Raw genomic sequence first — 13,465 nt, forward strand, 5'->3', positions numbered from 1 at the left:
ATAATGAGTGTTTTTGATATTATAGGCCCGATTATGATCGGGCCTTCAAGTTCTCATACAGCTGGCGCAGCAAGGCTTGGAAGAATGGCAAAAATTATTGCTGGCGAGTCTATAAAGTCAGTAACTATAAACCTTTACGGTTCATTTGCAAAAACTTATAAAGGACACGGAACGGATATTGCTATAGTAGCAGGACTACTAGGGTTAACAGAAGAAAATAACGATTTGAAAGACTCCTTTGAAATTGCTAAAGAAGCTGGTTTAAACTTTAAAATTTGTGAAATGGCTAAAGGGGCTAGTCATCCTAATACTGCATCTTTTGATATTATTACTGAATCTAAAAATATATTTATTGAAGGGTGTTCTATAGGTGGAGGGAACATCGTTATAACTAGAATTGATGACTTTGCATTGAATTTAACTGGAAAGTTTAATACTTTAATTATTCCTCATAGAGATATGTATGGAACTATAACAAAAGTTACACAAAGATTAGCAGAAGACAAAGTAAATATAGCAAATATGAGTGTGGTAAGAAAGGAAAAGGGAGTAAGCGCTTTAATGGTAGTGGAAACTGATCAAAAAGTTTCTAATACTTGTATAAAGAAAATAGAAACTATTAATGAAGTAAACTCTGTTTCCTTTATTCCGCCACTATAGGAGGTTAGTGATATGGGCTTTCCTAAAAGCTTTTCTCAGTTTAGAGAATATGTGGGTAAAAGTAATAATAAACAACTTTGGGAACAGATAGTAAACTGGGAAATGGAAGAATCCGAACTGTCCAAAGAAGTAGTCATAGATAAAATGGATAAATACTGGGAAGTAATGCAAAAAGGAATAAAGGAAGGATTGAATCCGGAGATTAAGTCTGTTTCAGGTTTGACAGGAGGAGATGGGTACAAGCTATTAAACAGTGAACAAGTTCTTTCAGGACAATTATCTAAAAAATCTATGGCTTATGCTATGGCAATGGCTGAGCTTAACGCATCTATGGGGAAGATTGTTGCTACTCCAACGGCGGGTTCATGCGGAATACTGCCAGGGGTATTATTGGCTGTTCAAGAGGAGTATAGTATCAAGCAAAGAGAAATTGTAGAGAGTATTTTTGTAGCATCGGTGGTAGGGAAAATTATCGCCCATAAAGGAACGGTTGCGGGAGCAGAAGGAGGTTGTCAAGCAGAGTGTGGTAGTGCATCAGCTATGGCAGCTGCAGCTGTTACTTATCTATTAGGCGGAAACATAGAGCATATTGAAAACTCAGTTGCTATTTCTATAAAAAATGTGATGGGTTTGGTATGTGACCCAGTTGCTGGTCTAGTAGAAGTGCCTTGTATAAAAAGGAATGGTTATTATGCCTCAACTTCTTTAATAGCTGCCCAAATGGCTTTAGCCGATGTTTCAAGCGTGATTAACGTCGATGAAGTTATAGATGCTATGGCTGAGGTTGGGAAGATGCTACCAGAAGAGTTAAAGGAAACATCCATGGGAGGGCTGGCTAATACTCCGACTGCTAAAAGGATTGAAAAGGAGCTAGGGGGGCAATAAATCATGGAAAGGGATATACAGTATTTAAAAGGGGTTGGGCCTAAAAGGGCCCGGCTTTTTAGAACCTTGGGAGTAAATACTATTAAAGATTTAATTTTTTATATGCCAAGGGAATTAGAAACTGTACAAGATGTTTCGGCCATGAGAAACGAGGTTGAAGATAAAGCAAAAGTATCCCTCAATGGTGTAATAGTTACATCACCTTTTTTAAGAAAAACTAGAGGTAATTTAAGTATATTGTCTGCAGAGGTAGCTGGAAACTTAGGTAGATTTAAGTTAGTTTGGTTTAATCAGCCCTTTTTAAAAAACAAAATTATTGTAGGAAAGTCTATTAGTGTCAAGGGTGTGTATAATAAACAATATAGACAGATAACAGTAAATGAATATAAATTTAACAACGCTCTAGTTAAAAATGACACAAAAAAACAAACTCAATATTTCAGACCTATTTATCCAGTCACTGATGGCTTAACTCAAAGCCAAATTCAACAATGCATTTCTATTGCTATAAAAAAGTATGAACATCAATTAGTTGAATATCTCCCTAAAGAAATTATGGAAATGTTTAATCTATGTGAAATAAAAAAATGTATTATATCTGTTCATAACCCAAAATCTAAGGATGAATGGATAGAAGCAAAAAAACGTTTTATTTTTGAAGAAATATTGACTTTTAAATCGGCACTACTTCTTGGAAAAGAAAATATAAGCAGACAATCTGGCATTAAACACCGTTTAGGTCAATCTTTAATAGACCAGTTTTCAAAAAAGCTAAAGTTTAAATTAACAGAGGATCAACAAAAGGTTATTACAGAAATTATCGCTGATATGACCTCTTTAAAACCAATGAATAGATTACTCCAAGGAGATGTTGGCAGCGGAAAAACTGTAGTAGCTGCCTACTCGCTTTTTCTAACCGTATGCAATGGTTATCAAGGAGCGATGATGGTTCCTACAGAAATTTTAGCAGAGCAACATTATTACAATCTTAAAGATTTTTTTGCATTTTTTGATATAAACATAGAGTTATTAACATCAAGTACTAAAGGTAAAAGTGAATCATATAAAAGAATAAAAAATGGGGAAGTTGACATTATTGTTGGTACTCACGCCATATTACAGGAAAAAGTAGAATTTAAAAAACTAGCTTTAATAGTTACAGATGAGCAACATCGATTTGGAGTTGAACAGCGTTCTTCATTAAGAAATAAAGGTGAGCATCCTCATGTTTTGGTCATGTCTGCTACACCGATACCAAGGACAATGTCACAAATTATTTATGGTGATTTAGACATATCTTATATTAAACAATTGCCAAAAGGAAGGAAACCTATAAAAACCTATTCTACTACGCCTAATAACAGAAATAGGGTATTTGACTTTATAAAAAAAGAAATATCTAAAGGACAACAGTGTTATATTGTATGTCCATTAGTTGAAGAATCAGATAAAGTTTCAGGTCTTGCAGTGACGCAATATTACGATATGGTAAAGAATTACTTTGATAATGTAAAGGTAGGTCTTTTACATGGCAAAATGAACTCCCGCCAAAAGGAAGAAGTAATGAATGGATTTAAAAAAGGAGAAACTTCCATTTTAGTGTCAACGACTGTTATTGAAGTTGGTGTCGATGTAAGCAATGCAAATATTATCGTTATCGAAAATTCTGAAAAGTTTGGATTATCACAATTACATCAATTAAGAGGCAGGGTAGGTAGAGGTTCCATTCAAAGTTACTGTATATTAGTTTGTCATACAAACAGTTCTACTGCTAAACAAAGAATGAAGATAATGACTAAAACTGTAGATGGTTTTGATATATCAGAAGAGGACCTTAAGCTCCGAGGGCCGGGGGAATTCTTTGGAACAAGGCAGCATGGCATTCCAGAGTTTAAACATTTTGACATGTTAAAACACCAAGATTATATACAACCTGCTACCGAAGCGGCAGAAGTTATATTAAAAAACAAAGAAACAGAATCTTATAGACTTTTTTTTGATAAAATAAAAGAATTTGCAAAAAATTATCTAGATTAAAAAAGCGCCCTTTATAAGGCGCTTTTTTATGCATATAAATAATATGTAAATATTATAAACGGTTGAAATTCTTTTCACCTTAGGAAAACACTTCTAGCATACTAAAAACAAAACCGTGCAAACTAGAAATGAACACAAAAAAAGGAGGTGAAATAAATGGCTCGTAACTCTAGACGTAGAAGACGCTCAGTAGTTCCAGGTGCGGAACAAATGTTAGATCAATATAAATATGAAGTAGCCTCTGAACTAGGATTAAATCAAAAGATACAAAGTGGTGGATGGAACAGTATGACAACTAGAGAGGTTGGACAGATTGGTGGTCAAATGGTTAAAAGAATGATTCAAGAAGCAGAACAACAACTAAACGGTGGTAATGGAAACCGATAAAATAAATATAATTTAGGAGGTGTATCTTAATGAAAACAGAAAGACAACAAGGTTTTGAAAGCCAAAAAGTTCTTGTTCCACAAGCAGAGCAAGCTTTGGATAATCTCAAGAACGAAGTTGCGACGGAGCTAGGATTAAATCAAAAAATTCAACAACAAGGTTATGCAAATATGTCACCATATGAGGTTGGTCAAATAGGTGGACAAATGGTTAAAAGACTAATAGAAATGGCTGAAAATAACATGTCTAATAGTAGTTCAACACCAAAACCAGCTACTATGCAAGAATCGCCATCAACACAGCAAATAACAGCTCAAAACCAACAATCAGGGCAAACTCAGCAAATGGGACAAACTCAGCAAATGGGGCAAACCCAGCAAACAGGACAACAAAATCAAATGAGTTAGTTATAACAAAGGGATGCTCCATAAAGGAGCATCCCTTTTAAATACCGGCGGTGGGGGCCGCCGGCCTGGGAGAGGAGAAACCGGAGGAAGAGTTATGGGGAAATGGTTATGATGCTGCAAAGATTTTGGGGAAAATATCTTTGCGGCAACTCTCCGGTTCAATATATATACTTTCCCTACAATACATGTTTTATACAAAAAAAATAAATTTTGGTAAAAGGATAGAATTTGAAGGTAGGAAGCAACTGTGGTAAAATCAAAAAGCGAGGTGATTAAAATGCGAGTGATAGCAGGTGAAAAAAAAGGATTTCCTATAAAAAATATTAAAGGCCATAAAACACGACCAACCTCAGATAAAGTAAAAGGTTCAATATTTAATATGATTGCTCCATACATAGATGAAAATTCTATGGCCCTGGATTGTTTTGCAGGAAGTGGTAGTTTAGGTATAGAATTTCTTAGTAGGGGTGGAACATATTGTCGGTTTATAGAAAAAAATTTTCAATCTTATAGATGCATTAAAGAAAATTTAACTCGATTAGGTTTTGACAAAAATAAATTTGATGTTGTTAAAGGTGATGTTTTTAAAGTTACTTTAAAAATTGAAAAGTTCAATTGTATCTTTATTGATCCTCCATATAATCAAGGTTTAGCACAAAAAATGTTAGAAACTGTGTTCCAAAAGCAATTACTATGTACTGGAGGAATAGCAATAGTGGAGCACAGTAAAGAAGAACCTGTTTTACATAACCAACTAATGCTTATTAAACAAAAAGGGTATGGAGATACATCTATATCAATTTATACTACTGAATCTTATGAATAAAAAGGGAGTGTTCCAGTGATGACTAAAGCAGTTTACCCAGGGAGTTTTGATCCTGTGACTAACGGGCATTTAGATATTATAAAAAGAGGGACTAAAACATTTGATAGTGTTATAGTAGCAGTAGCGCACAACTCAAATAAAACTCCGTTGTTTAGTAATGAAGAGCGGGTAAATATGCTAATTAAGGCAACAAAGGATTTTGATAATGTTATTGTTGATACTTTTGATGGCCTTTTAGTAAATTATTGTGCAAAATATAAGGCAGGAGTTATTATAAAAGGGTTAAGAGCAGTTTCAGACTTTGAATATGAGTTACAGATGGCTTCAATCAATAAAAAATTAGAAAAAAATGTTGAAACACTTTTCATGATGACTAATAATAAATATTCTTTTTTGAGTTCAAGTTTAGTAAAGGAAATAGCTAAATGGGATGGGTGCATTGAAGGGTTAGTGCCTAAGGATGTCGAAATAAAATTAAAAGAGAAATTTGGGTATAAATAATATTATTTTACCTTAAATGAAATAAATTTTGTAGTCCTGTAGAGCAAAATTAATATAACAAGCAGCCCTATAAGCAGTATTGGAATACTAAAGAAGATAAATCTATATAATAAAAAGTTAATCGAAAAACTAGGAGCTTGGGACATAAAGGCGGGAACTGCTGTAGGGAAAAGTTTGAATGCTCCAAACTTTACTAAGAGAAAAGTATAAAATCCAGCTAAAGTACCGTGTATAATCCTTGAAACAATAAAAGGTTTTATGCTAATATCTGTATCTCCCAGCATACTTGCTACCTGTGCAATTACAGAGATACCACTAAATGCTATTAAGAAGCTCAAAGTAATCACTTGGGCCATGGGAGAAACCATTGCTTCTGCTGCTTTTTGACACCCTAAAGTAACTTCAAAAATGCCACTTATGTAGGCAACAATAAGGTCAAAATTCACACCTAATGGTTCTAAGGGAATTAAAAGAATATTGGCTAAAAAATGTATGACACCAACATTAAGGAGGATTTCGATCATAACAGAAAATACTACAATAAATCCACCTATAACTAGAAGTGTGTTTATTGATTTTTTTACAGAGTCTCCTAACAATTTACCAAAAGATCTGTTATCTTCTTCTCTTCCTTTTTTTAACTCTATCAAAGCCCGGAGTAAAATGTTTTGCTTAGATGACAAATTAGATGGAGTTATAGGAGCATTTTTTTTATAGAAACGCATCAATATTCCTACAGATATTGAAGAAAGGTAATGGGCAACGGCTATCAGCACACCAATTTCAACTTTACCCAGCATGCCTACCGCTACTGCACCAAACATGAAAAGGGGATCAGCTGTATTTGTAAATGAGACCAACCTCTCTCCCTCTGTTTTGTTAACTAAATTCTTTTTTCTTACATCTGCTGTCAAAATAGAGCCTAATGGAAAACCAGATGCGAGCCCGACTGCCATTACAAAACCACCGGAACCTGGCACATTAAATACTGGCCTCATAAAAGGCTCTAATAAAACACCCATAAAATGTACAGCTCCAAGCCCTATCAATAATTGGGCAACTATGAAAAACGGTAATAAGGCAGGAAACACTACATTCCACCATAAGTTTAAACCTTCAGAGGCGCTTTCAAAAGTGCTTTCAGGAAATAAGATCATAGAAATTGCCATAAATGTTGCAAATAATGCAGCACCATATACTTTTATTTTTTTTACATACATAATCAGCAGTCCTTTCTTTACATACTTTAAAACATTTTATTCAAGAAAAGGGCTTGGTATGATTTTTATGTTATATTATATATTTTAAAACCATAATGATAGGTAGGTGAGTTAAATGGAAAATAGCAAAAGACCTAAAGTTGGTTTGGCATTGGGTGCAGGATCTGCAAGAGGTCTAGCTCACATTGGAGTGTTAAAGGAGCTTGAAGCTCTTAACGTTCCTATTGATTACATAGCAGGCACCAGTATGGGAGCCTTAGTAGGAAGTTTCTATTCCGTTGGAATTAAACCAGAGATGATTTCTAAATTAGCTTTAAACCTTAGTTCTGGCTCTTGGACTGATTGGTCTATACCTAAAAAAGGATTAATAGCAGGCGATAAGATCCAAGAAATGTTGAAAATTTTAACTAAATCTAAGACTTTTGAGCAGACTGATATTCCATTTAAAGCTGTGGCTACAGATATAAATAACGGTGACTGTGTTGTTATTGATAAGGGACCTATACATCAAGGAGTGCGTGCTAGTATAAGCATACCTGGAATATTCAACCCAGTTGAATATCAAGGTCGTCTTTTAGTAGATGGAGCAGTGGTTGAAAGGGTTCCAATTTCTGTAGTTAAGCAAATGGGAGCCGATATAGTTATAGCGGTAGATGTTACCAGCTATAAAAAAGATGCCAAGGTGAATAATATTCTTAGTGTCTTGATGCAAACTTTTGATATAATGGAAAATCAGTTATTAAAGTATAAAATAATCGACTATGATATCATTATTAAACCTAATGTTGCAGATATTGAAGGTATGCAGTTTGATAGAGTAGAGGAGGGTGTGTTAGCTGGGCAAAAAGCAGTACAAGATAAAAAAGATGAAATTCTCAAAGTACTTAAAGGAGGGGGCATAGTTTGAACTTTAACGCAAAAAAAGTAAAGGCCATAATAATTGCATTTGCTGTTTTAATTATGGTCCTGTTTTTTATTGGGTACGATACAGGATACTTATTAATGCGTCCTGGTGAAGCAGTATTAATTGGTGAATTGGTTGAGGTAGAGGATTCTTATAACCACGAATCTGAGATATACCTTTTAACAGTAAGTCAAATGGCAGCATCACCTTTTACTTATATGTTTGGTGCTCTAAGTCCTAGAGTTGACATTGTTCATCAATCTAATGTAATTCCACCAGATATGGACTTAGATGAGTACTATAAATTAAACAGAGAGAGAATGCAGGAAAGTCAGGATAATGCAAAGGTAGTGGCAATGGAGATGGCGGGATATGAAGTTCCTATGAAATCTGATGGTGTTGAAGTTATAGAGATAATCCCAACTAGCTCAGTTAAAGGCGTATTGCAACCAGGAGATGTTTTTATAGAAGTTGATGGTAACGAAGTAATGTTGTCTGATCAGTTGATTTCCGTTGTTCAAAGTAACGATGTTGGTGATAAAATACCTATAACTATTTTGCGGGAAGAAGTAGAAAAAAAATTTGAAGTAGAGCTTGGTTCTAGTGAGGCTGATCCTGAAGTCCCTGCGTTAGGAGTTTTTATCAGAACATTAAACTGGCAACCTGAATACCCTCTAGATATTGAATTTGACACAGGACAAATTGGTGGGCCATCAGCTGGTATGATGTTTGTGCTTGAAATTTATAATCAATTAACAGAAGAAGATATTATTGGAGATAGAGTTGTAGCAGGAACAGGAACTATAAGCTTTGATGGTACAATTGGAACAATAGGTGGAATGAAGCAAAAGGTATATGCAGCGGAAGAAAAACAAGCAGATGTGCTTTTTTGCCCCGTTGATAATTATGAAGAAGCGATAGCACATGCCACGGAGGTAAAGGTAGTGCAAGTTGAACATTTTGATGATGTTGTCAACTATCTTACAGAAAATTAGAGCCACATTATATTTGAGTGATGAAACTTAAAGCAATGAAAAAAGGCGTGATACCCACGGTATTACGCCTTTTTTCATTGATGGACATAAAAAAGTATAAGTGCTTATTTCACTATAATCGGTTTATGTCTAAATTCCAAATTATATTTTTTGTGAATAAAACTTTGTTGTATATAAAGGTTGGAATAAATATTTTCACTAGCTAACAGTTGATATCCTAAGCCTTTTTTAGGTAAGGAATCTAATAAGTTTTTATAGTTTAAAGAATAGGGTACTGCTGATTTTTTTTTCAACTTGTGTAATAATTTTAGACCTTTTTCAGAGCAACCTAATATTTTTAGATAAGGGGTTTCAATGTTAGCTTTAATTACAGTTTCTTTTTCAACGCCAAGCATAAAGTGCAATAATAAACGATTAATGCGACTTCTTGAATACCGCTTTGAGTTAACTTGGGATACTAAGGTTTCAATATCTTTAGGCTTTCCATCAAACAAGGCTTGCATAATCCTATTTTCCAGTCCTTTTTCATAGCCCTGTGTTTTGGGAATTAGTTTATAACCATCTTTTATTAACAAAGGAAATAAATAATCAGTAAATGAGTTAATTTCAATAAATTGTTGTTTTTTTTGGGTATACTTTAAAGTAGACAGAGCTTTAGGTGGAATATAATTACTCAGTTCTTTGGATTGGTTTTTGATCATAGACCTCAAAGAAGTTGCGCTTGTAAAAAAATCATTGTTGGGAGTTGCTTCGTTATAAGTAGAGTTTTTTCTTTTTATAGTTTCAACTTTTAAAGGACTTCCCAGCTTAATGTTCTGTTTTATATACTCTATACCTAAGATGTTATTAGACCCGGAAAGAAAATTATTGTTAGCAGTTAACTTCTGTAGAGTTTTAGAATAACTAATACCTTCTTTAAGTTTATTAGTTATAAGTTTTGGAGTTCTTTCTATTTCTAAAATTTCCTGAGCAACTTTTTTCAAAGGGGATATAACTCCTGCTTCTGAGCCAAATATTATACCGTCAATAATTCCACTGCTAGCAAGAGTCGATATAGAACCTTTAGCAAATCCTTCTGCACTTTGGGTAGAATAAATGGTAGGGAGTTCTATAACCATATCAACACCATGGTTCAAGGCTATTTTTGTTCTATCCCATTTATTGATGATAGCCGGCTCACCTCGTTGGACGTAATTCCCACTCATTATACCAACTACAAACTCAGCATCGCTTTTTACTTTTGCTTGTTTGATATGATAGTTATGGCCATTGTGAAATGGGTTGTATTCAATGATTATACCAATTGTGTTCATTATAATCACCGTCTTTCAGCTTTTTAATCAGTATACCACATGTATAATAAAATAAAAAAGATTGTTAAATATTTATCGATTTATGCTATAAATGGATTTTAGCTATTGAAAATATGTTAAGAAACTTATAAAATAGTATAGAATGTAATTTACATAAACATAAAGGAGGATTTACTAGATGAAAGTTTTAGTTGTAAATTGTGGAAGTTCTTCTTTGAAATATCAGTTATTTGATATGAAAAACGAAGATGTTTTGGCAAAAGGATTAGTAGAGAGAATTGGATTGGAGGGTGCTCAGCTTGTACACCAACCAGGTAAGGAAGATAAGGTGAAGCTTCCTGCTGACATTAGTGACCACAAAGTTGCTATTAAGATGGTTATTGATACATTGGTAGATAACAAGATTGGTGTAATTAGTAGCATGGAAGAAATTGAAGCGGTAGGCCATCGAGTAGTTCACGGGGGAGAAGAGTTTTCTGAGTCTGTATTAATAAATGATAAGGTTATGGATGCTATAAGCAAGTGCATAGATTTGGCGCCTTTACATAATCCACCAAACATTATGGGGATTGAAGCGTGCTCTGAAGTATTACCTGCGGTTGAACAAGTAGCTGTTTTCGATACGGCATTCCATCAAACAATGCCAGAGAAATCCTTTATTTATGGATTGCCATACGAGGCATATGAAGAACACGCTATTAGACGGTACGGGTTTCATGGAACTTCTCATAAGTTTGTAACTCAGCAAGCTGCAGAACTGTTAGGCAAAGAAATTAAAGACCTAAAATTAATTACTTGTCATCTGGGCAATGGGGCAAGTGTAGCAGCAATAGATGGCGGTAAAGTAATGGATACTTCAATGGGCTTAACTCCATTAGAAGGCTTAGTTATGGGAACCCGCTGTGGAGATATCGATCCTGCAATTGTCCCGTTTTTAATGAAAAAAATGGGTCTTGATGCAAATGACTTAAATAATTACATGAACAAAAAATCAGGCGTTATGGGCATATCAGGTGTAAGCAGTGACTTTAGAGACCTAGAGGAAGCTAGCGAAAAAGGTAATAAACGTGCAGCTTTAGCTTTAGATATTTTTGCTCATAGAGTACAAAAGTATATTGGGAGTTATGCAGCCGTACTAAATGGTGTAGATGCTATAATCTTCACAGCTGGTTTAGGTGAGAACTCGCCAGAGACACGAGAGCAAATTCTCAATAACTTTAATTACCTTGGCTTGAAAATAGATAAGGACAAAAATAAAGTAAGAGGAAAAGCAACTGATTTTTCAGCAGAAGGAAGTAAAGTAAAAGCATTAGTTATACCAACTAATGAAGAGTTAATGATTGCTAGAGACACCAAAAATCTAGTAAAATAGATCTGTTTGACAAACAAGTCCTATTAATATATAATTGAGGATGGTTTATCGTGGTAAATAATCTTTTAACAATTAACTTATTGGAATTGGAAACTGAAAAAAATCTAATGAAAGAGTATAGTTATACTATACCTAAAAAAAATTCAGTCATAATAGTGCCGAATGGTGGTTTTATAGAGCCGATTAAAGTATCGGCAACAGTTTCTAAAAAACAAGAGCAAACATACTTAATAGAAGGTCTAGTAGAAACTCAGCTGAAACTCCCTTGTGATAGGTGTTTAAGCTTAAACACTTTAGAAGTAAAAGAGTTGTTTAAAAAACAGGTGCTTGTAACTAACCAAGAAATTGACCTAAAAGAGGAAGACTCTGAAGGGTTTTATCGGATACCAATTGGAAGGCTTCCTTTAAAGGAACTATTACAGGAAGCAATCGAGTTTTCTATACCTTCGAAATTTTTGTGCCAAAAAAATTGTTTGGGGTTATGCTATAACTGCGGTACAAATCTTAATGATGGTCAGTGTGGGTGTGACAAAAATGATGTTGACCCTAGACTAGCTGTTCTTAAAAAGTACTATGATAAGAAGAAATAGTGGTTCCAGTAAGAGGAGGTGGAAGTTATGGCAGTACCAAAGCGTAGACATTCAAAAGCTCGTCAAGCAAAAAGGAGAGCTAACTGGAAATTAAATATACCAGGCAGTGTAAGCTGTCCTCAGTGTCATGAACCAAAATTGCCTCATAGAGTTTGCCAAGAGTGTGGTTTCTATAAAGGTAAGCAAGTTATAGAAGTAGAAAAATAAATTTAAGGGGTGGCCATTTTAAGAGGCTACCCTTTTAATTTGCTTTTTTATAAATTCTTGACTATAATTATAAATATGTCGGAGTATGTACATATTATTATATGACCTTGTATAAGGGGGGAGTTCGTTGATAAAAATAGCACTGGATGTAATGGGAGGAGACAATGCTCCTTACTCTACCGTAGAAGGTGGTGTGGATGCTCTTAAAGAGAGTGATGGTTTATTTATTTATTTTGTCGGACCTAGTTCGCAAATTAAAGAAAAGCTTGATGCTATTGATGTTGAAAAATATAAAGAGCGTTTTGAAATAGTGGATGCACCACAAGTCATCACAAATGATGAGAAGCCCGTTGAGGCTATACGTAAAAAGAAAGATTCTTCTCTAGTAAAAGCTGTATCATTAGTTAAAGATAAAAAAGCAGATACTGTGGTTACTGCTGGTAGCACTGGTGCGTTTATGGCGGCCGGATATTTTATATTAAGGAGAATAAAGGGTATTGATAGGCCTGCCTTAGCACCAATTTTTCCCTCTGCTGGTGGTTACACTATAGTTCTTGATGTAGGTTCTAATATGGATGCTAAACCAGAGCACCTTCTACAATATGCCAAAATGGGTTCAATATATGCAAAAGGAGTTTTTGGAATAAGCGAACCTTCGGTTGGATTATTAAATGTTGGAACCGAAGAGGGAAAAGGTAATGAACTTACAAAAAAAGCCTATGAATTGATAAAAGAATGTGATGAAATTAACTTTATGGGGAATATAGAAGCAAGAGACGTTCCAGGAGGAAAGGTCGATGTTGTAGTTTGTGATGGATTTGTTGGCAATGTAATGCTTAAGTTTATGGAAGGAGCCGCTTCCTTTATTTTTAGTTCCTTGAAAGAAGAAATTACTAAAAATTTTAGTAGAAAAATAGGAGCAGTTATGTTAAAATCTGCTTTCACTGATTTTGCAAAACAAATGGATTATACTGAGCATGGTGGGGCACCACTTTTAGGAGTGAAAGGCGCTCTAATCAAAAGTCATGGTTCATCAGATGCAAAAGCTATTAAAAATGCTATTTTGAAACAAGGAAAAGGGTTAATAGAATCTAAGGTTTTAGATCAATTTAGTGATGGTATTTAATGCTTAGCTCGTGGCCGCTTCATAAAAAGCTGTGT

The 13,465-nt window shown here is 34.5% G+C and carries 15 protein-coding genes; 13 read left to right on the forward strand and 2 right to left on the reverse strand.

Going from position 1 to position 13,465, the window contains the following annotated elements:
- The first annotated feature begins 3 nt into the window (after positions 1–3).
- From sdaAB to coaD, 7 genes are all read left to right on the forward strand, one after another.
- On the forward strand, positions 4–660 hold the full coding sequence (gene sdaAB / locus PRVXT_RS06745; protein WP_350344897.1) for an L-serine ammonia-lyase, iron-sulfur-dependent subunit beta: 657 nt from the start codon (positions 4–6) through the stop codon (positions 658–660).
- A 12-nt stretch (positions 661–672) separates the two neighbouring features.
- Entirely contained in the window at positions 673–1,545 is an 873-nt protein-coding gene (gene sdaAA / locus PRVXT_RS06750) for an L-serine ammonia-lyase, iron-sulfur-dependent, subunit alpha (RefSeq protein WP_350344898.1), read from the forward strand.
- Between the two features lie 3 nt (positions 1,546–1,548).
- Positions 1,549–3,582, forward strand: a complete 2,034-nt coding sequence (gene recG, locus PRVXT_RS06755; protein WP_350344899.1) for an ATP-dependent DNA helicase RecG — start codon at positions 1,549–1,551, stop codon at positions 3,580–3,582.
- A gap of 156 nt (positions 3,583–3,738) precedes the next feature.
- The gene (locus tag PRVXT_RS06760; RefSeq protein ID WP_350344900.1) at positions 3,739–3,969 is read left to right on the forward strand and encodes an alpha/beta-type small acid-soluble spore protein; all 231 of its coding nucleotides are present in this window, start codon (positions 3,739–3,741) and stop codon (positions 3,967–3,969) included.
- A 29-nt stretch (positions 3,970–3,998) separates the two neighbouring features.
- The gene (locus PRVXT_RS06765; protein ID WP_350344901.1) at positions 3,999–4,376 is read left to right on the forward strand and encodes an alpha/beta-type small acid-soluble spore protein; all 378 of its coding nucleotides are present in this window, start codon (positions 3,999–4,001) and stop codon (positions 4,374–4,376) included.
- Positions 4,377–4,623: 247 nt separating this feature from the next.
- The gene (gene rsmD, locus PRVXT_RS06770; protein WP_350344902.1) at positions 4,624–5,202 is read left to right on the forward strand and encodes a 16S rRNA (guanine(966)-N(2))-methyltransferase RsmD; all 579 of its coding nucleotides are present in this window, start codon (positions 4,624–4,626) and stop codon (positions 5,200–5,202) included.
- Between the two features lie 18 nt (positions 5,203–5,220).
- Positions 5,221–5,703, forward strand: a complete 483-nt coding sequence (gene coaD / locus PRVXT_RS06775) for a pantetheine-phosphate adenylyltransferase (protein ID WP_350344903.1) — start codon at positions 5,221–5,223, stop codon at positions 5,701–5,703.
- A 2-nt stretch (positions 5,704–5,705) separates the two neighbouring features.
- Here coaD and ylbJ read toward each other — a convergent pair whose 3' ends face one another.
- Positions 5,706–6,923, reverse strand: coding sequence for a sporulation integral membrane protein YlbJ (gene ylbJ / locus PRVXT_RS06780; RefSeq protein ID WP_350344904.1), 1,218 nt, complete (start codon positions 6,921–6,923; stop codon positions 5,706–5,708).
- 115 nt (positions 6,924–7,038) lie between these two features.
- Here ylbJ and PRVXT_RS06785 point away from each other — a divergent pair, with 115 nt between their 5' ends.
- Both PRVXT_RS06785 and PRVXT_RS06790 read left to right on the forward strand, forming a co-directional pair.
- Positions 7,039–7,830: a patatin-like phospholipase family protein gene (locus tag PRVXT_RS06785; RefSeq protein WP_350344905.1), complete on the forward strand. Its 792-nt coding sequence runs from the start codon at positions 7,039–7,041 to the stop codon at positions 7,828–7,830.
- Positions 7,827–8,822, forward strand: coding sequence for a YlbL family protein (locus PRVXT_RS06790; protein WP_350344906.1), 996 nt, complete (start codon positions 7,827–7,829; stop codon positions 8,820–8,822). The genes PRVXT_RS06785 and PRVXT_RS06790 overlap by 4 nt, the downstream gene beginning before the upstream one ends.
- A 104-nt stretch (positions 8,823–8,926) precedes the next feature.
- Here PRVXT_RS06790 and PRVXT_RS06795 read toward each other — a convergent pair whose 3' ends face one another.
- On the reverse strand, positions 8,927–10,135 hold the full coding sequence (locus PRVXT_RS06795; RefSeq protein WP_350344907.1) for a tRNA(Met) cytidine acetate ligase: 1,209 nt from the start codon (positions 10,133–10,135) through the stop codon (positions 8,927–8,929).
- Between the two features lie 178 nt (positions 10,136–10,313).
- Between PRVXT_RS06795 and PRVXT_RS06800 the strand changes: the two genes are divergently transcribed.
- The 4 genes from PRVXT_RS06800 (at position 10,314) to plsX (ending at position 13,430) form a co-directional block, all read left to right on the forward strand.
- The gene (locus PRVXT_RS06800) at positions 10,314–11,507 is read left to right on the forward strand and encodes an acetate/propionate family kinase (RefSeq protein ID WP_350344908.1); all 1,194 of its coding nucleotides are present in this window, start codon (positions 10,314–10,316) and stop codon (positions 11,505–11,507) included.
- Between the two features lie 50 nt (positions 11,508–11,557).
- The gene (locus tag PRVXT_RS06805) at positions 11,558–12,097 is read left to right on the forward strand and encodes a YceD family protein (RefSeq protein ID WP_350344909.1); all 540 of its coding nucleotides are present in this window, start codon (positions 11,558–11,560) and stop codon (positions 12,095–12,097) included.
- Positions 12,098–12,124: 27 nt separating this feature from the next.
- Positions 12,125–12,304 (forward strand): 50S ribosomal protein L32, encoded by a 180-nt coding sequence (gene rpmF / locus PRVXT_RS06810; protein WP_350344910.1) that lies wholly within the window; start codon positions 12,125–12,127, stop codon positions 12,302–12,304.
- A gap of 130 nt (positions 12,305–12,434) precedes the next feature.
- Positions 12,435–13,430, forward strand: coding sequence for a phosphate acyltransferase PlsX (gene plsX, locus PRVXT_RS06815; protein ID WP_350345123.1), 996 nt, complete (start codon positions 12,435–12,437; stop codon positions 13,428–13,430).
- Positions 13,431–13,465: the final 35 nt, after the last annotated feature.

The sequence above is a fragment of the Proteinivorax tanatarense genome (assembly GCF_040267685.1).
Classification (GTDB): domain Bacteria; phylum Bacillota; class Proteinivoracia; order Proteinivoracales; family Proteinivoracaceae; genus Proteinivorax; species Proteinivorax tanatarense.

What these genes read in the sequence shown, in the direction of transcription:
- sdaAB (WP_350344897.1), top strand. Translation starts at nt 4, where the DNA reads ATGAGTGTTTTTGATATTATAGGCCCGATTATGATCGGGCCTTCAAGT.
- sdaAA (WP_350344898.1), top strand. Translation starts at nt 673, where the DNA reads ATGGGCTTTCCTAAAAGCTTTTCTCAGTTTAGAGAATATGTGGGTAAA.
- recG (WP_350344899.1), top strand. Translation starts at nt 1,549, where the DNA reads ATGGAAAGGGATATACAGTATTTAAAAGGGGTTGGGCCTAAAAGGGCC.
- PRVXT_RS06760 (WP_350344900.1), top strand. Translation starts at nt 3,739, where the DNA reads ATGGCTCGTAACTCTAGACGTAGAAGACGCTCAGTAGTTCCAGGTGCG.
- PRVXT_RS06765 (WP_350344901.1), top strand. Translation starts at nt 3,999, where the DNA reads ATGAAAACAGAAAGACAACAAGGTTTTGAAAGCCAAAAAGTTCTTGTT.
- coaD (WP_350344903.1), top strand. Translation starts at nt 5,221, where the DNA reads ATGACTAAAGCAGTTTACCCAGGGAGTTTTGATCCTGTGACTAACGGG.
- ylbJ (WP_350344904.1), bottom strand. Translation starts at nt 6,923, where the DNA reads ATGTATGTAAAAAAAATAAAAGTATATGGTGCTGCATTATTTGCAACA.
- PRVXT_RS06785 (WP_350344905.1), top strand. Translation starts at nt 7,039, where the DNA reads ATGGAAAATAGCAAAAGACCTAAAGTTGGTTTGGCATTGGGTGCAGGA.
- PRVXT_RS06795 (WP_350344907.1), bottom strand. Translation starts at nt 10,135, where the DNA reads ATGAACACAATTGGTATAATCATTGAATACAACCCATTTCACAATGGC.
- PRVXT_RS06800 (WP_350344908.1), top strand. Translation starts at nt 10,314, where the DNA reads ATGAAAGTTTTAGTTGTAAATTGTGGAAGTTCTTCTTTGAAATATCAG.
- rpmF (WP_350344910.1), top strand. Translation starts at nt 12,125, where the DNA reads ATGGCAGTACCAAAGCGTAGACATTCAAAAGCTCGTCAAGCAAAAAGG.